The following is a 17,222-nucleotide window of genomic DNA, read 5'->3' as shown; positions in this document are numbered from 1 at the left end:
CGTAAAATCCTGCCCTGACCGCCTTACCCCCACTTTGTTAGAGAAGGATTGCCCATGAAAAATGGGACGGATTACTGCGCTATTCTGCGCGCAGAAACGCCCATCATTGACGTTCGCGCGCCGGTTGAGTTTGCACAGGGCGCGATGCCCGCCGCCGTCAACCTGCCGTTGATGAACGATCAGGAACGCGCTGCCGTTGGTACCTGCTATAAACGTCAGGGGCCGGAAGCCGCGCTGGCGCTGGGGCACGAACTGGTCTCAGGCGAAACGCGCCAGCGGCGTATCGCCGCGTGGCTGGAGGCCTGTCGCCAGGCGCCGCAGGGCTATCTGTGCTGCGCGCGCGGCGGGCAGCGTTCGCATATCACACAAAGCTGGATTAAGGCCGAAGGCATTGACTATCCGCTGATCGTCGGCGGCTACAAGGCGCTGCGTCAGGCGGCGATACAGGCCACGGAAGATCTGGCGCGCCATCCGATCGTGCTGATCGGCGGCTGCACCGGCAACGGCAAAACGCCGCTGGTCCGCCAGCAGCCGCAGGGGATCGACCTTGAAGGGCTGGCGCATCATCGCGGTTCATCGTTTGGCCGCACGCTTGATGCTCAGTTTTCACAGGCCACCTTTGAGAATCATCTCGCCACGGCGCTGCTCAAAGGCGCACATCAACAAGAGCGCGTTCGCTGGGTGCTGGAAGATGAAGGCCGGATGATCGGCGCGAATCATCTGCCGGAATGTCTGCGGGATCGGATGGCTGAGTCGCCGATCGCGGTAGTGGAAGATCCGTTCGATCTGCGTCTTGAGCGCCTGCGTGAAGAGTATTTCACCCGTATGCATCACGATTTCCTCGCCGCCTACGGTGAAGAAAAGGGCTGGCTGGAGTACTGCGAATATCTGCATCACGGCCTGTACGCCATTCGCCGTCGTCTGGGGTTACAGCGCTTTGCTGAACTGACCGCGACGCTCGACGAGGCGCTGGCCGAACAGCAGCGCAGCGGCTCCACCGAAGCGCACTTCGCCTGGCTGGTGCCGCTGCTGAACGAGTATTACGACCCGATGTACCGCTATCAGCTAGAGAAAAAAGCCGACAAGATTGTCTTTCGCGGCACATCGGAATCGGTCGTCCACTGGCTGGCTACACACGCTTAAACCTTAAATAGCCAGCAGGCCGCAAAGTGCCGCGGCGCGATCTCCTGCATCGGCGGCTCCTGCTGCTGGCACTGCGGCATGACGTGCGGGCAGCGGCTGCAAAATCGGCAGCCGCGAATGTCCGCCGTCGGACTAGGAATCTCGCCCTTCAATCCGCCTTCCTCCAGTTGCCGCACGCGCGGGTCTGGCGCCGGTACCGACGCCAGCAGCGCCTGGGTATACGGGTGCGCGGGCCGCTGATACAGTTCACCGGCAGGGGCAACTTCGACCAGTTTCCCGAGATACATCACCCCAATGCGGCTGGAAATATGCCGTACCATCGACAGATCGTGGGCAATAAACAGATAGGTTAGCCCCAGCTCCTGCTGGAGATCCTGCAGGATATTGACCACCTGCGCCTGCACCGATACGTCCAGCGCCGACAGCGGTTCATCGCACAGCACAAACTCCGGATTCACCGACAACGCGCGGGCAATGCTGATACGCTGGCGCTGGCCGCCGCTAAACTCATGCGGAAAGCGCGTCAGATGCTCGGATTTCAGGCCGACTTTGTCGAGCATTTCCGCCGCACGTTCACGCTGGGTCTGCGCATCATAGCCATGAATCTTCATCGGCTCCGCCACCAGCTGCTGCACCGTCATGCCGGGATTCAGCGACGACCACGGGTCCTGAAATATCGCCTGCATCCGGCGGCGTAGCGGCTTAAGGGTTTTCTCCGACGCATGGGCAATCTCCTGCCCGGCAAAGGCAATGTCGCCGGAGGTAATGTCGAACAGGCGTAAAATAGCGCGCCCGACCGTCGATTTGCCGCAGCCGGACTCCCCCACCAGGCCGAATGTCTCCCCCGGCTGAATATCAAAGCTGACGCCATCCACCGCTTTCACCAGCCGTTTGGGGCCTAACAACCCGCCGTTCAGCGCATAGTGTTTACGTACCTCGCGCAGACGAATTAACGGTAACTCGCTCATGCCGATGCCTCCTGTTCCAGCCATAACCAACATGCCACCCGATGCCCTTCACCGCAGGAATAAAATGCGGGCGGACGCGCACACTGGGGCCGACGATGCGCGCAACGCTCGGCAAACGGGCAGCCCGGCGGCGGGTTTAACAGGCCGGGCGGGGAGCCTTCAATAGGCGATAGCCGATGTTCCGGGTCATCGGCACGCGGTAAGGAGGCCAGCAGCCCTTGCGTATAGGGATGCGCCGGGCGCAGGAAGATATCTTCAACCTTCCCCTCTTCCATCACCTGCCCGCCGTACATCACCACCACGCGGCTGCACATTTGCGCTACCACGCCAAGGTCGTGGGTGATCAGCAGGATAGCGGTCTGCGTCTGTTGCTGTAGCGACTTCAGCAGCCGGAGAATTTGCGCCTGAATGGTCACATCCAGCGCGGTGGTGGGCTCATCGGCAATCAACAGCTGCGGGTGACAGGAGAGCGCAATGGCAATCATCACGCGCTGACGCATCCCGCCGCTGAACTCATGCGGATACTGTTCAAAGCGTCGCGCCGCATCGGCGATACCGACGCTATCGAGCATCGCCAGCGCTTTCGCTTTCGCCGCCCGGCGGTCCAGCCCCTGATTGCGCATCAGAATTTCGCTCATCTGGCGGCCAATGGTCAGCACCGGATTCAGCGCCGTCATCGGGTCCTGGAAAATCATCGCAATCTCACTGCCGCGAATCCGCCGCATCTGCTGCGGCGTTTTCTCCGCCAGGTCATCGCCGCGAAAGCGAATGCTGCCGCCGGTAATTTTGCCATTATTGCCCAGCAGCTGGAGAATCGATTTACAGGTGACGCTCTTACCGCATCCGGATTCTCCGACAATGCCGACCAGTTCTCCGGCCTTCAACGAAAAACTGACGCCACGCACCGCATGTACTTCACCGTCTCGGGTGAAGAAGGAGGTGTGCAGGTTTTCAAGTTCCAGCAGGTTACTCATCGCGGTTGGCTCCCGGTTCAAAGGCGGTGCGAAATACGTCGCCCAGCACGTTAAAGCTGAACACGGTCAGCAGAATCAGAATCCCAGGGAAGATCGCCAGCCACGACGCCTCGCCAATATACGACTGCGCGTTGTTCAGCATACTGCCCCACGATGCCGCCGGCTGCTGTACGCCGAGGCCAAGGAAGCTCAGCGTCGACTCCATCAGGATTGCCGAAGCGATGTTTAGCGTGGCAGCCACGATAATCGTCGGCAGCACGCCGGGAATGATATGGCGGGCAATAATGCGCAGCGGATTTTCGCCGGAAGCGCGCGCGTAGAGGACATATTCACGCTCCTTGATAGACAGCGTTTCCGCCCGCACCAGCCGCGACATGTTCATCCACGTTAGCAGGCTGATAATCAGAATGATGTTGTCCACGCCCGGCTTCAGATAGGCGTTCAGTACCAGCAGCAGGAAGAAAGCGGGAATTGCCATCAGGATATCGACGGCGCGCATCAGCAAATTATCCAGCCAGCCGCCAAAGTAGCCGCTCATCGTCCCCACCAGCGTGCCGATCAGCGTCGAAAACAGCATCGCCAGGAAGCCGACCAGCAGGGAAATCCGCCCGCCCCACAGCGCGCGGGTAAAATAGTCGCGGCCATATTCATCGGTGCCGAACCAATGGCTGGCATCGGGCGGCAGCATCCGCGAGGCCAGCGACATCTGGTCCGGGTCGTAAGGGGTCAATCCCGCGCACAGCGCCGCGAGAATAAAAATAAACAGTACCAGCAGCGAAAACTGCGCCGGGCGATTGCGGCGAAGCTGATGGCGTACGTTTTGCCAGCGTCTGGTCATCGTGGCTACCTCAATGTACGAATGCGGGGATCGGCGAAGCCATACAGCAGATCGGCCAGCAGGTTGCCAACGATCAGCATCAGTGACGACAGCAGGATAATCGCCATGATCAGCGGGTAGTCCAGCGAGGCGATCGCCTGGATCCCGAGCAGCCCCATTCCCGGCCACGAGAAGACGCTCTCGGTGACATAGGCCCCGACCACCAGCTCGCCAAACGACAGGCCAAACAGGGTAATCACCGGCAGCAGCACGTTTTTCAGCACGTGACGGAACAGAATAGTGCGATAGGTCGCCCCATAGGCGAGCTGCGTTTGTACATAATCCGCCGAGAGCTGGCTAATGGTGTTGGATCGTACGTAACGAACGTAAGTCGAGAGATTGTAAAAAGTCAGCGCAATGCACGGCAACACGCCGTGGCGCACCACGTCCAGCCAGCTATCCTCAATGCCGATAGTGCGCATCCCCATACTGGGAAACCAGTTTAGCTGGACGGCAAACACGGTAATCAGCAGGATACCAAACCAGAAAATGGGTACCGAAATGCCGATATAGGCAAACAGGTTCAGCACGTAGTCCAGCCAGCGGTGCTTAAATGCCCCGGCCAGCAGTCCCAGCGGCACCGCCAGGACGATAGCCAACAGCAGCGATGCGCCCATCAGGCCAAGGGTGGCGGGGATCCGTTCGACAATCATCTCCAGCACCGGGCGATGGTATATCAGCGAATAGCCCAGATCGCCACGCAGGATATTTTTCAGCCAGATGAGATACTGAGCGATCAGCGGTTTATCCAGCCCCAGGCTGTGGCGGATATGCGCAATGTCTTCCGGCGACATGCGCGGCGTAATGTAGGCCGCGACCGGGTCACCCGGGGCGAGTTTGACCAGCAAAAACGCCACCAGCGAGATAAAGAAAAGCATCGGCAGCAGTTGCAGCAGCCGACGAGTCAACATAGTGTTCACGACATTCCCTTCACAAAAAGCCCCCGCAAGCGGGGGCTAAAAATGCTTACTTTTGATAGAGCTTCGATAAATCCTGGAACATATAAACCGGCTTCGGCTCTGCTTCCTGAGTGCCGCCGAAACGTTTATCTACCGCCACCACCGCGTTGGTGTAGGCAATCGGGTAGTAGGTCATGTCCGTCGCCACCACCTGTTGGATTTGCTTATAGATTTCACCGCGTTTGGCGCTATCGGTTTCAATCGCGCCTTTATCCCACAGGGCATCGAACTGCGGATTTTTATAGTGCGCGTAGTTGTAGGCTTCGTTGCTCATAAACAGCGATTTGTAGCCATCCGGCTCGGCACCCATGATGTAACCGCCCAGGCTCAGTTCGTAGGCGGTGTTGTTCATGTCCAGGCTGCGCTGGGACATGGCGTTGGCGTCCAGCGGCATCAGCTCGACGTTGATCCCCAGCGCTTTCAGCTGCTGCTGGATGTACAGCCCCATGCTCTCCTGGGTTTTGTTGGTGTTGATATAGGCTAAACGCAGCTTCAGGTCGTTCGGCGCGCCGGACGATTTCAGCAGCGCTTTCGCCTTATCCAGATCGTAAGCATACTGATCCACATCGTCAGAATGGTACAGCGTGTCCGGCGTCAGGAATGAGGTTGCCGGTTTCGCATAGTCCAGCGACGTGAAGGCCGTTGTCACCAGATCGTTTTTGTTGATGGCATAGGCAATGGCCTGGCGCAGAGCTTTGCTCTGCATCGCCGGTACGTTCTGGTTAAAGGTCATGTAAGCCAGACGCCCTTCCGGGTAGATCACGAAGTTAAATTTATCGGTTTTTTGCAGGCGGGTGACGTCCTGCGGGTCGACCATCTTCAGGTTGATCTCGCCGTTTTGCAGCGCAAGGTTTGCCGAGTTGCTGTCTTTCGCAAAGCGATAGGTCACTGAATCGAGCTTCGCTTTGCCGTTCCAGTAGTCGTCAAAGCGGGTAAGCGCGTAGTACTGACCGGCGCGGTACTCTTTAAATTTGAACGGCCCGGAGCCTACCGGCGCATCGTTTTTCGCGCTTTTTTCCAGATCGCTTTCGTTAGCGAACACGTGCTGCGGGATCGGGTAGATCTGCACCAGCGTGCCAACGAACGCGGCGCTCACCTGCGGCAACGTAAATTTCACCGTTAAATCATCGACCTTGCTCACCTGCACCGGCTTGCCGCCGAACATAAACATGCTGCGGAAGAAGCTGTGCTGCTTTTCATCCAGCAGTTTGTTGAAGGTGAAGACCACATCGTCGGCGGTGATTGGCTGGCCGTCCTGCCATTTCAGATTGGGTTTGAGCTTCAGGGTATAGCTGAGGTTATCGGCGGAAGGCTCAAGGCTTTCAGCCAGGCCCCACTCGACTTTCCCGTCGTTGTAGCTGTAGAGCGGCGCGTACAACGCCTGCATAATGGTGAGGGTTGTGCGATCGCTGGCATAAATCGGGTTCACCGCCAGCGGATCGCCGCTGGTAATACCGATAATCAGCGAACCGCCCTCTTTCGGCGCGCTGTCGCTGCTGGCCGCAGGGGCCGCGGCGGTTTCTTTATTTTTTGCATCATCACAGCCGCTTAAACCCAACGCCAGTGAAATTAACGCCGCAGGAACAAATAACTTACGCATACCTCATTAACTCCTTACCCTTAAATTTTTAATTCTTTCAAAGAAATAAATAACTGGACTGGCGCATTTAAGATATTTCACAACCTTTTCATTACGCAGGATTTTATTTGCACCCTGTTTTATTTTTAACGCGCTATATTTGCCCGTACAATCATTGCCAGGCAATTGAATTCTATTCACTTTGCCAATCTGTTCACACTTCCAACAGCGCAAAAATAAAGCCAGCATTATCAAGAAGATAATTCCGCTGAATGCCATGAAAAACGAATAAAAACAGGAAAATAAACGCTGGGGATTATAACCAGCTGATGTGTAACAAAAAAGCGGGAAGCGTGGCGGGAGTTAGATGTTATTTAACTAAGGAAAGATAAAAATAGACTAAGCAAAGGGCGGCAAGGCCGCCCTTTTGACGATTAGAAATCGTAACGCAGACGGACCAGGTTCATATCACCCAGGTCGTCGGTGCTGGAGGTAAACACGTGTTCGTAGTCCACGCGGAAACCATAATCCAGCTGGAAGCTGATACCCACGCCGTTATCGATGCGCTGGTAGTTGCGACCATTCACGTATTCAATACGGTCACCCATAAAGTATGGCTGAACGGATTTAAGCGCGTACTGGCCCACCGGGATTTTGTAGCCCGCGAAGTATTCAATACCCCACGCATCGCCCGCGAAGTAATCGTGAACGGAAGATTTTTTGGTTGTCATAAAGTTCTGATACCAGCCGCCGCCAACGGAGAACGTCCAGTTTTCCGGCGTCCAGCTCAGCGCTGTACCCACAATGTTCTGATCGTAAGTTTTGCCGTCGTGGTTGTAGGTGGTATTCATATCAGCACGGGTATAGTTCCATGCCGTACCCCAGGAGAGGTCGTCGGTGATATGGTAATCCACACCCAGTGAACCGCCGCCTTTACGTTTGTACAGCAGACCGTTGTTGAGGTTCAAATCATCGCTGAACAGGTAAGAGGCGTAGAGATCCACATCGCCTACGGTTTTCTTATACTTCAGTGACTTACGGGTACGATAAGAACCATCGTAGTCGCCGTTGATACCGTTACCCGGCGCCTGACCAATCATGTCATAGTCCCAGATATCGGTTTTCGCGCCGACCACATCGTAGTAGATGCTGTTCTGTTGACCGAAGGTCAGCGTACCCCAGGTATCGCTCTTCAGGCCGGTGTAGAGCATACGACGAGTCGTGTCGTTGGCGCCTTCAGCGTAGTGGTTATCCCAGTCGAAGAGCGCCGGAATGTTCACACCCAGTTCGTAGTAGCTTATCCAGCTAATGTCATCGAACAGGTAGTAATCCGCGGCGAAGCGGAAACGCGTGCCGCCGTCGAAACCGTTACGTTTGTAAGAGCCTTTGTCACCATCGCCGGTCATCATGTTGAACTGCGGACGAATACTCCCGCCCACGGTGAAGTTCAGACGGCTAAGCGGGTTCCCGGCCTGCGGATCCTGCTTGAGCAGGGTAATTTCAGCCAGGGATGCGAAAGACGTTAAAGCCACTGCAGCACCGATCGATAACGCCAGTGCTTTCATTTTTATAGTCATTATTTTTCCTTGATAGATTTATAGCCAACTATCTGGCTGACAAATCTTATCGTTTATTAATAAATTCCACCTCGCTGATTTTTAATGAAACGTGCGCTTTAGGTTTCCAGAATTACCGAAAGGTGCCGTAAAACAGGCAACGTGATGAAAGGATGAGCGATTTCGACGAGAAGCGAGGAAGCGTGGTGGTGGTTACCCGGCATTGCAGCGCTCCGCCGGGTAACGTCAGGGTAGAATTAACTTGAGAACTGGCGAAACAACGCCCGCCCCTTCAACAGGCGCAGGCCTAAACCGCCGCCGCACAGCGACAGCAGGAACGCCCCGCACAACGGCAGCGATACCCACAAACGCCAGTCCGGCGACCACGGGAAATCAAACACGTGAGTTTGCAGCATTGCCAGCGCGGTTTCGGCACCGATGGCCGCCACCAGGCCGGAAATCGCCCCCAGCAGCGCAAACTCGGCCCACAGCGTCATTCGCAGCAGCGATTTTCCGGCCCCGAGGGTGCGATACACCACCAGCTCCTGATGACGTTGACGCATCCCCACCTGCACCTGCGCTAACAGCAGCAGCACGCCGCAGGCGGTCACCAGCACCACCATCACCTCCAGCGCACGGCTGACCTGGGCCAGCACCTGGCCGATCTGCTTTAATATCGCGCCAATATCCAGCAGGCTGACCGTCGGGAACTCGCGGTTAAGCTGCGTCAACAGCGTGTTGCCGCGATCCCAGCGGAAGCTGGTCAGCCAACTCTGCGGCTGACCGTCCAGCGCGCCGTCCGGGAAGATAAAAAAGAAGTTTGGCCGCAGGCTTTCCCAGTCAACTTTACGAATACTGCTCACCTTCGCGGTGAAGTCCTGAGTGTCGCCGGTAAAAGTGACGCTATCGCCGAGACGAATCTTTAAGCGCTGCGCCAATCCCTCTTCAATCGAGACCTCCCCGGCCTTTGGCGGCCAGCTTCCGGCCACCAGCGGGTTATGCGCCGGTCGCTGGTTTTGCCAGGTCAGGTTCAGCTCGCGGTTGAGCGACTCATCCTTATTGCCTTCGGTACTCTGACCGTTAATCTGGGTCAGCCGCGCGCGGACAATCGGGTAGAACGCCGCCGGGATCACCTGATGCTCGGCAAGGAACGTTTTCACCTCACTGACCTGCTCAGGCGCGATATTGATCAGGAAATAGTTTGGGCTGTCCGGCGGCAACTGCTGTTGCCAACGATCCAGCAGATCGCCGCGCAGCACCAGCAGCAGCGCCAACAGCATAAACGACAGCGAGAAAGCCGCCAGCTGGCTCAGCGTCGACCACGGTTGACGCAGCAGGCGGTTCACCCCCAGACGCAGCGGCAGCGCGCGCAAGGTCAGGCGTTTCAGAACCTTCAGCAGCAGCCAGCCCACCAGGCCGCACAGCGCCGCCAACACCACCGCCCCAGCCAGCACAGACCACAGCAGCGGGCTGCCGCCCATCAGCCAGGCGAGCAGCAGGACAGTGACCACGCTCACCAGCGGAAGGTAAATTTTTAGCGGCCAGACGTTGGCGACAATATCCTGGCGCAGTACGCGCAGCGGTTGAGTCGCCAGCAGCAATCGGTACGGGCGCAGTCCCACCAGTAGGGAAATCACCGTCATCGACCCCACTGCCCACAGCCACGGCCAGGCGCTGGCGGCGGGCAGCGCCGCAGGCAGCACCGGTTTCAGCAAAGTCAGCAGGATAGATTCAAACAGTAGCCCCATCGCGCCGCCCGCCAGCGCGGAGAGCGCCAGCAACAGCAGCCACTGGCCGATAATCAGCTTACGCAGCTGCGCGCGCCCTGCCCCCAGCGTTTTGAGGATGGCCACCAGATCGTAGCGGCTGCGGCAGTAGTGCCCCATCGCCACCGCCACGGCAGCCACCGCCAGCAGCAGCGTCAGCAATGCCGACAAAAGTAAAAATTGCTGGGAACGCTGCAACGATTTGCCCAACGCGCCGTCGTCCTGATCCGGCCCGATCCAGCGGTTCTCAGGTTTTAGCTGCGGTAATAGCCAGCTTTCATAGCTCGCCAGCTGCGCCGCGTTGCCAGCAAACATATAGCGCCAGCTCACCCGGCTACCGGGCTGCACCGCGCCGGTTTTCGCCACGTCGGCCAGATTCATCATCAGGCGCGGAGCCATCTGGAACGGATTGAAGCCGCCATCCGGTTCCTGCACAATTTCCCCGGCGATGCGCAGCGTGGCATCGCCAACATCGATATTGTCGCCGGTCTTCAGGTTCAGCAGCGCCAGCAGACGCGGTGCCAACAATACCGTTCCGGCGGCGGGCTTCAGGCTGGCCGGCGTGGTTTCCAGAACGCCATACAGCGGGTAGCTATCGTCTACCGCCTTCACATCCGCCAGCTGCGGGGTATCGCCCGCCCAGGTCATGGTGGAGAAATTAATCTGTTCGCCCACCGTCAGCCCCAGCGCACGGGCTTTTTCCAGCCATTCGCGCGGCACTTCACGCGAGCTGCGCAGCACCCGGTCGCCCGCCATATATTCACGGCTTTGCTGATTAAGCCCCTTGTCCATTCGGTCGCTGATGCTGCCCAGCGCCAGCACGCAGGCCACCGCCAGGCTTAACGCCAGCCAGACAATCAGCAGCGACGGCGAACGCCATTCTCGCCAGAACCAGCGTAGAATCATGCTTCCTCCCGGAGCTGCCCGTCGACCAGACGCAGACGACGGTCACAGCGTGCGGCCAACTGAGCGTCATGGGTAACCAGAATCAGCGTGGTGCCGTGTTCGCGGTTGAGCGAAAACAGCAGGTCGGCAATTTTGTCGCCGGTATGGCGGTCGAGGTTACCGGTTGGCTCATCGGCGAACAGCAAATCCGGGCGACCGTTAAACGCGCGGGCCAGCGCCACGCGCTGCTGCTCGCCGCCGGAAAGCTGGGCGGGAAGATGCTGTAGACGCTTGCCAAGCCCCAGCTGTTCCAGCAGCGCTTTTGCCCCCTGTCGGCTTTGCGCGTCGCTTTCACCGCGCAGCAGCGCCGGTAGCTCGACGTTTTCCAGCGCGTTGAGGGTCGGTATCAACATAAAAGATTGAAAAACAAAACCAATATGCTGAGCGCGCAGGCGCGCCCGTGCCTCTTCGTCCATGTTATCCAGCGGCTGGCCTAACAGCTTCACCGTGCCGCTGCTGCCATCGTCCAGCCCGGCAAGAATTGCCAGCAGCGTCGACTTGCCGGAACCCGACTCGCCAATTAAAGCAAGGGTTTGCGCCGGTTTGACAATCAGGTTAACTCCGGTAAGGATGGAAAGCTCATGCTCCCCCTGACCGACGGATTTCTTAAGATGATGCACTTCAAGTACGTTTTCCGCTGGCATTTGCCTTTCCTGTTTTTAATGCTGTTTAGCCTTCGCGCCGCGGCGGCGGACACGCTGTTAGTTCTTGGCGATAGCCTGAGCGCGGGCTATCGCATGGCGGGCACTGCCGCCTGGCCTGCCCTACTCAACGAAAAGTGGCATCCTGAAATCACGGTCATCAACGGCAGCATCAGCGGCGACACCGCCCAGCAGGGGCTGGCGCGCCTGCCCGCGTTGCTGAAACAGCACCAGCCGCGCTGGGTGCTGGTCGAGCTTGGCGGCAACGACGGCCTGCGTGGATTTCCACCGCAGCAGATCGAACAGACCCTGCGCACCGTTTTGCAGCAGGTCAAAGCCGCTAACGTCCAGCCGCTGTTAATGCAAATTCGTCTGCCCGCAAACTACGGACGCCGCTATAATGAGGCGTTTAGCGCGGTTTATCCGAAGCTCGCCAGCGAATTCACTATTCCACTGCTGCCCTTCTTTATGGAAGAGGTCTACCTTAAACCGCAGTGGATGCAGGATGATGGCATTCATCCCAACCGTGACGCCCAGCCGTTTATTGCCGACTGGATGGCGACACGTCTGGCTCCATTAGTTAATCACGACGCCGGAAAGTAAAGCGGTGTCTTCAGGTAAAGTTATGCAAAAATCGGTCTTAATTACAGGATGTTCCAGCGGAATTGGCCTGGAAAGCGCGCTTGAACTGAAACGCCAGGGGTTTCGCGTGCTCGCCGCCTGCCGTAAACCTGAGGATGTGAAACGGATGAACGGCATGGGTTTCATCGGCGTGCAGCTCGATCTCGATACCCCGGAGAGCATTGATGCCGCCGCCGAAGAAGTTATCGCGCTCACGAATAATCGCCTGTTTGGCCTGTTTAACAACGCCGGCTATGGCGTCTACGGCCCGTTGACCAGCATCAGCCGCGACCAGATGGAGCAGCAGTTTTCCGCCAATTTCTTTGGCGCCCATCAGTTGACCATGCGCCTGCTACCCGCCATGGTGCCCCACGGAGAGGGGCGAATCGTGATGACATCCTCGGTGATGGGGCTGATTTCCACGCCGGGCCGCGGTGCCTACGCAGCCAGCAAATATGCGCTGGAGGCGTGGTCAGACGCGCTGCGCATGGAACTACGCCACTCTGGCATCAAGGTCAGCCTGATCGAACCCGGCCCGATTCGCACCCGCTTTACCGACAACGTCAATCAGACCAGCGACCAGGCGGTGGAAAACCCGGGTATTGCGGCTCGTTTTACGCTCGGCCCGGACGCGGTGGTTGAAAAAGTACGTCACGCCTTTATCAGCGATAAGCCGAAATTACGCTATCCGGTCACCCTGGTCACCCATGCCGTATGCTGGCTAAAACGCCTGCTGCCGGGGCGCGCAATGGACAAAATTCTGCAGGGATAACGTTGAAGCGTGCCCTTTTGTCCCCATCTCGAATATAAACCGACTACAGAGAATGACTCATGTCCGTACAGAATATCGTAAACATTACTGAAGCTAACCTGCACCAGACGCTGGAACAATCCGTTGCCACGCCGGTGCTGTTCTATTTCTGGTCCGAGCGTAGCCAGCACTGCCTGGAGCTGACGCCGGTGCTGGAAAATCTGGCGGCGCAGTATAACGGTCAGTTTATTCTGGCGAAGGTCGACTGCGATGCCGAGCAGATGGTCGCCTCACAGTTTGGCCTGCGCGCCATCCCAACCGTCTACCTGTTCCAGAACGGCCAGCCGGTTGATGGTTTCCAGGGCCCGCAGCCGGAAGAGGCCATTCGCGCACTGCTCGATAAAGTGCTTCCTCGTGAAGAAGAGCTTAAGGCGCAGGAAGCGCTGGCGCTAATTCAGGAAGGCAAGCACGCCGAAGCGCTGCCGCTGCTGAAAGACGCCTGGCAGCTTTCCGGCCAGGACAGCCAGATCGGCCTGCTGCTGGCGGAAACGCAGATTGCGCTCAATCGCTCTGAAGACGCGGAAGCGGTGCTGAAAACTATTCCGATGCAGGATCAGGATACCCGCTATCAGGGGCTGGTCGCGCAGATTGAGCTGTTGAAGCAAGCGGCGGATACGCCGGAAATTCAGCAGTTGCAACAGCAGGTTGAGCAGAACCCGGACGACGCGGCGCTGGCCTCGAAGCTGGCGCTTCAGCTGCATCAGGTTGGGCGAAACGAAGAGGCGCTGGAGCTGCTGTTCAGCCATCTGCGCAAAGATTTAGGCGCGGCGGACGGTCAGGCGCGCAAAATGCTGCAGGAAATTCTGGCGGCGCTCGGCACCGGTGATGCGCTGGCGTCGAAGTACCGTCGTCAGCTGTATTCGCTACTGTACTAACCGCGAACGTTATCTTGATCTTGTAGGCCGGATGGGGCTGTCACGCCGCTATCCGGCCTTCGTTTCAATGTGCGCTACGCACGCTTTTTCAACTGCGTCACCACCAGTTGGTGACGCGCGTTGTAAAACTTCCGGTAGGTCAGGTAGCAGGCGATAATGGTCGACAGGCTGGCGGTAGAAAGCAGCATAAAGGTGACCATAATCTGATACTTAATCGCCTTCACTGGATCGATACCGGCAAATATCAGCCCCGACATCATCCCCGGTAAGCTCACCAGCCCCACGGTTTTCGCCGAATCCACGGTTGGGATCAACGATGCGCGAATGCTCTCGCGAATCAATCGCGCGGAGGCCATTTTCGGCGTCGCCCCCAGGCTCAGTTTTTCCTGAATTTGCTGCTGCTCGGCGCTAAAGCGCTGGCCGAGGTTGTTGTAGCACAGCCCCACCGCAATCATGGCGTTACCGGCAATCATCCCGGAGATAGGGATCACCTGCATCGGTACAAAAGCAATCGAGCCGGAGAAAACCAGCACCGCCAGCGTCAGCCCAGCCCCGCTGGTAATGGCGATAAACGAGGAGACAAAGGCTTTATCGATGTACTTACTGCGTTTTTGCGCGTTGTAGGCGGCGTTAAAGCAGATAAACAGCACCATCAGCAGCGTCAACACCGCGTGGTTGACGTTGAAGATATACTTCAGCACGTAGCCGACAATAACCAGCTGCACCACCGCCCGGCAGATACTCCAGATAATGTCCTTTTCCAGCGCCAGCTTTTCCCGATAGCTCACCACAATGGCCACCAGCACCAGCACCATCGACAGCGCCAGCGATTCGTTAGTAATAATATGTTCGTTATTCATGATGTGACTCCCTGACGCTCTGCGGGTGGGATGGCAGCGTAATCACCTCATCCGCATGGCGAATTTCATCCTGGTCGTGAGTAACCCACAGCACGGCAACATTCTGTTCGCGTACGTACTGATGAATAATGTCATTCACGTTGTTTTTATTCTGTTCGTCCAGCGCGCTGGTAATTTCGTCGAGCAACAACACCTTCGGCAAAAATTGCAGATTGCGAATCAGCGAAACGCGCTGCTTCTCCCCGCCCGACAGTTCATTAATCGATTTCGACAGCGTGTCTTCCGTCAGCCCAAAGCGCGACAGCTGGGCCAGGAAACGATCCGGTTCCGGCTGCTGGTTGCGAATTTGCCAGGGGAAAATTAAGTTGTCGTAAACCGTATCGCCAAACAGCGCGGGGGTTTGCGCGCAGTAAGAAACCTGCTGGCGATAGGCTTCCGGCGTCAGGCTGTTAATATCCTGTCCGGTAAACAGAATCTGCCCGCTGCTCGGCGAAAGCAGCGAAGCGATGATTTTTAATAAGGTGCTTTTGCCGCAGCCTGATGGGCCGGTGATCAGCTTGAATTCTCCGGGGGCCACGCTGAAGTTGATATTATCAAGGACCGTTTTCTCGCCAATATGAAAACTCACCTGCTTAAGCTGTAAAATCGCGCTATTTTCCGTCATTGCCTTTCTTTGTCCCGTTTTTTCTTTTATCTCTTTAGTGTAACCCCAATTAATTTCAGGGGGCGAATTTCACCGCCATAGCCGATATACTTGTTGACGTTATGGAGAGTAAAACAGGAGGTTTTATGCTGGTATTTATCCCTATTCTTATCTTTGTCGCCCTGGTGGTGGTTGCCGCGGGTGTCAAAATCGTGCCGCAGGGCTATCAGTGGACGGTTGAACGTTTTGGCCGCTACACCAAAACCCTGCATCCTGGCTTAAGTCTTGTCGTGCCGTTTATGGACCGTATTGGCCGCAAAATCAACATGATGGAGCAGGTTCTCGACATCCCATCGCAGGAAGTTATCTCTAAAGATAACGCCAACGTCGCCATCGACGCCGTGTGCTTTATTCAGGTGATCGACGCGCCAAAAGCGGCGTACGAGGTCAGCAACCTGGAACTGGCGATCATCAACCTGACGATGACCAACATTCGTACCGTGCTCGGTTCCATGGAGCTCGACGAAATGCTCTCCCAGCGCGATAACATCAATACCCGCCTGCTGCATATTGTCGACGAAGCCACCAATCCGTGGGGGATTAAAATCACCCGTATTGAGATTCGCGACGTGCGCCCACCGGCAGAGCTTATCGACGCGATGAACGCGCAGATGAAGGCCGAGCGTACCAAGCGTGCCTATATCCTGGAAGCAGAAGGGATCCGCCAGGCGCAGATCGTCAAAGCCGAAGGTGAAAAACAGGCGCAGATTCTCACCGCCGAGGGCGAGCGTCAGTCCGCGTTCCTGCAGGCAGAGGCCCGCGAGCGTTCCGCAGAAGCGGAAGCGCGCGCCACCAAAATGGTCTCTGAAGCGATTGCCGCAGGGGATATTCAGGCGATTAACTACTTTGTGGCGCAAAAATACACCGATGCCCTCCAGCAGATTGGCTCGGCGAATAATAGCAAAGTAGTGATGATGCCGCTGGATGCCAGCAGCCTGATGGGGTCTATCGCCGGGGTTGCCGAGCTGATTAAAGACAGCAGCCGCGACCGGAAATCATCATGATCGCGCTGGTGCTGGCGCACCCACACATCTTCTGGCTGAGCCTCGGCGGCCTGCTGCTGGCGGCAGAAATGCTCGGCGGTAGCGGCTATTTGCTGTGGAGCGGCGTGGCCGCGGCGGCAACCGGGCTGATAACCTGGGTGCTGCCGGTCGACTGGGCATGGCAGGGCGCGCTGTTTGCAGTGCTGACGCTACTGGCGGCCTGGCTGTGGTGGAAGTGGCTCACCCGTCGGGGCGACAGGCAGCGCCCGGCGGAAAGTCAGCTTAACCAGCGTGGACAGCAGTTGCTGGGGCAGCGGTTTACCTTAGACAACGCGCTGGTCAACGGACGCGGCCATATGCGCGTCGGCGACAGTTCGTGGCCGGTCCGCGCCGACGAGGATCTGCCCGCGGGCAGCAACGTTGAGGTGATTGCGGTGGAAGGGATCGTCCTGCGTATCAGGCTCTCCCCTCCTCGTTAGTCGTCAAGCCTGGGCTTTACGATGGCAGCAGCCGGAGAGATTATCAATAATCGGGCAGTCGGCGCTGTCATCTCCCGGGCAGGATGCCGCCAGCGACAGCAGCTGCTCGCGCATCGCCTGCAGATCGCTGATGTGGCGCTCAATATCCGCCACTTTCTGTAGCGTATAGGCTTTGACGTCGGCGCTGTGGCGTTTCGGGTCGTTAAACAGATTCACCAGCTCGCCGCACTCTTCCAGATTAAACCCAACCTGCCGCGCCTGGCGCAGCAGCGTAAACTCATCCAGATGCTTTTGCGTGTAGCTGCGGTAGCCGTTCTCGCTGCGCAGCGGCGGCGTCACCAGCCCCTTCTCTTCATAAAAGCGGATGGCTTTGCTGGTCAAACCGGTTTTTTTGGCAACATCACTGATATTCACGTTTCCCCCTTGACCTTCCCCTTGCTGGAAGGTTTAACCTTTCTCACTGTAGACCAAAAGATGAATTT

General features: G+C 57.4%; 17 protein-coding genes. 6 read left to right on the top strand and 11 right to left on the bottom strand.

Annotated features, from left to right (window positions below; genetic code table 11):
- Positions 1-54: 54 nt before the first annotated feature.
- On the top strand, positions 55-1,143 hold the full coding sequence (mnmH, locus tag M989_RS19605; RefSeq protein ID WP_064548066.1) for a tRNA 2-selenouridine(34) synthase MnmH: 1,089 nt from the start codon (positions 55-57) through the stop codon (positions 1,141-1,143).
- On the opposite strand, the gene M989_RS19600 is transcribed toward mnmH, so the two are convergent.
- The 8 genes from M989_RS19600 to ybbA form a co-directional block, all read right to left on the bottom strand.
- The gene (locus tag M989_RS19600) at positions 1,140-2,111 is read right to left on the bottom strand and encodes an ABC transporter ATP-binding protein (protein WP_064548064.1); all 972 of its coding nucleotides are present in this window, start codon (positions 2,109-2,111) and stop codon (positions 1,140-1,142) included. The genes mnmH and M989_RS19600 overlap by 4 nt on opposite strands.
- The gene (locus M989_RS19595; protein ID WP_064548062.1) at positions 2,108-3,085 is read right to left on the bottom strand and encodes an ABC transporter ATP-binding protein; all 978 of its coding nucleotides are present in this window, start codon (positions 3,083-3,085) and stop codon (positions 2,108-2,110) included. Before M989_RS19595 ends, M989_RS19600 begins: the two co-directional genes overlap by 4 nt.
- Complete coding sequence (locus tag M989_RS19590; RefSeq protein ID WP_064548060.1) at positions 3,078-3,923, bottom strand: ABC transporter permease; 846 nt, start codon at positions 3,921-3,923, stop codon at positions 3,078-3,080. The genes M989_RS19595 and M989_RS19590 overlap by 8 nt, the downstream gene beginning before the upstream one ends.
- A gap of 5 nt (positions 3,924-3,928) precedes the next feature.
- Positions 3,929-4,873, bottom strand: coding sequence for an ABC transporter permease (locus tag M989_RS19585; RefSeq protein WP_064548058.1), 945 nt, complete (start codon positions 4,871-4,873; stop codon positions 3,929-3,931).
- 55 nt (positions 4,874-4,928) lie between these two features.
- Positions 4,929-6,521, bottom strand: a complete 1,593-nt coding sequence (locus M989_RS19580; RefSeq protein ID WP_064548056.1) for an ABC transporter substrate-binding protein — start codon at positions 6,519-6,521, stop codon at positions 4,929-4,931.
- A gap of 413 nt (positions 6,522-6,934) precedes the next feature.
- The gene (locus M989_RS19575; RefSeq protein ID WP_064548054.1) at positions 6,935-8,077 is read right to left on the bottom strand and encodes a porin; all 1,143 of its coding nucleotides are present in this window, start codon (positions 8,075-8,077) and stop codon (positions 6,935-6,937) included.
- 236 nt (positions 8,078-8,313) lie between these two features.
- Positions 8,314-10,728, bottom strand: coding sequence for a putative ABC transporter permease subunit YbbP (gene ybbP / locus M989_RS19570; RefSeq protein WP_064548052.1), 2,415 nt, complete (start codon positions 10,726-10,728; stop codon positions 8,314-8,316).
- On the bottom strand, positions 10,725-11,411 hold the full coding sequence (ybbA, locus tag M989_RS19565; RefSeq protein WP_064548049.1) for a putative ABC transporter ATP-binding protein YbbA: 687 nt from the start codon (positions 11,409-11,411) through the stop codon (positions 10,725-10,727). The genes ybbP and ybbA overlap by 4 nt, the downstream gene beginning before the upstream one ends.
- Here ybbA and tesA point away from each other — a divergent pair.
- Genes tesA through M989_RS19550 form a run of 3 tightly spaced genes read left to right on the top strand, consistent with a single transcriptional unit; the run spans position 11,379 to position 13,715 of the window.
- The gene (gene tesA, locus M989_RS19560; protein WP_157093579.1) at positions 11,379-12,011 is read left to right on the top strand and encodes a multifunctional acyl-CoA thioesterase I/protease I/lysophospholipase L1; all 633 of its coding nucleotides are present in this window, start codon (positions 11,379-11,381) and stop codon (positions 12,009-12,011) included. The two genes, ybbA and tesA, sit on opposite strands and share 33 nt — an antisense overlap.
- Positions 12,012-12,033: 22 nt before the next feature.
- The gene (locus M989_RS19555; protein ID WP_064548046.1) at positions 12,034-12,801 is read left to right on the top strand and encodes an SDR family oxidoreductase; all 768 of its coding nucleotides are present in this window, start codon (positions 12,034-12,036) and stop codon (positions 12,799-12,801) included.
- A 59-nt stretch (positions 12,802-12,860) separates the two neighbouring features.
- Positions 12,861-13,715, top strand: coding sequence for a co-chaperone YbbN (locus tag M989_RS19550; RefSeq protein ID WP_064548044.1), 855 nt, complete (start codon positions 12,861-12,863; stop codon positions 13,713-13,715).
- Between the two features lie 74 nt (positions 13,716-13,789).
- On the opposite strand, the gene fetB is transcribed toward M989_RS19550, so the two are convergent.
- Positions 13,790-14,575: an iron efflux ABC transporter permease subunit FetB gene (gene fetB / locus M989_RS19545; RefSeq protein WP_064548042.1), complete on the bottom strand. Its 786-nt coding sequence runs from the start codon at positions 14,573-14,575 to the stop codon at positions 13,790-13,792.
- Positions 14,568-15,239 (bottom strand): iron efflux ABC transporter ATP-binding subunit FetA, encoded by a 672-nt coding sequence (fetA, locus tag M989_RS19540; RefSeq protein WP_064548040.1) that lies wholly within the window; start codon positions 15,237-15,239, stop codon positions 14,568-14,570. Before fetA ends, fetB begins: the two co-directional genes overlap by 8 nt.
- Before the next feature lie 125 nt (positions 15,240-15,364).
- Here fetA and M989_RS19535 point away from each other — a divergent pair, with 125 nt between their 5' ends.
- Complete coding sequence (locus M989_RS19535) at positions 15,365-16,282, top strand: SPFH domain-containing protein (RefSeq protein ID WP_064548038.1); 918 nt, start codon at positions 15,365-15,367, stop codon at positions 16,280-16,282.
- On the top strand, positions 16,279-16,740 hold the full coding sequence (locus M989_RS19530) for an NfeD family protein (RefSeq protein ID WP_064548037.1): 462 nt from the start codon (positions 16,279-16,281) through the stop codon (positions 16,738-16,740). Before M989_RS19535 ends, M989_RS19530 begins: the two co-directional genes overlap by 4 nt.
- A 3-nt stretch (positions 16,741-16,743) precedes the next feature.
- Here M989_RS19530 and cueR read toward each other — a convergent pair whose 3' ends face one another.
- Complete coding sequence (gene cueR / locus M989_RS19525) at positions 16,744-17,154, bottom strand: Cu(I)-responsive transcriptional regulator (RefSeq protein WP_064548035.1); 411 nt, start codon at positions 17,152-17,154, stop codon at positions 16,744-16,746.
- Between the last annotated feature and the right edge of the window lie 68 nt (positions 17,155-17,222).

This window comes from Kluyvera georgiana ATCC 51603 (assembly GCF_001654985.1).
GTDB lineage: Bacteria > Pseudomonadota > Gammaproteobacteria > Enterobacterales > Enterobacteriaceae > Kluyvera > Kluyvera georgiana.
The sequence above is the reverse complement of the archived record's forward strand: the minus strand, read 5'-3'. Positions and strand labels throughout refer to the sequence as shown.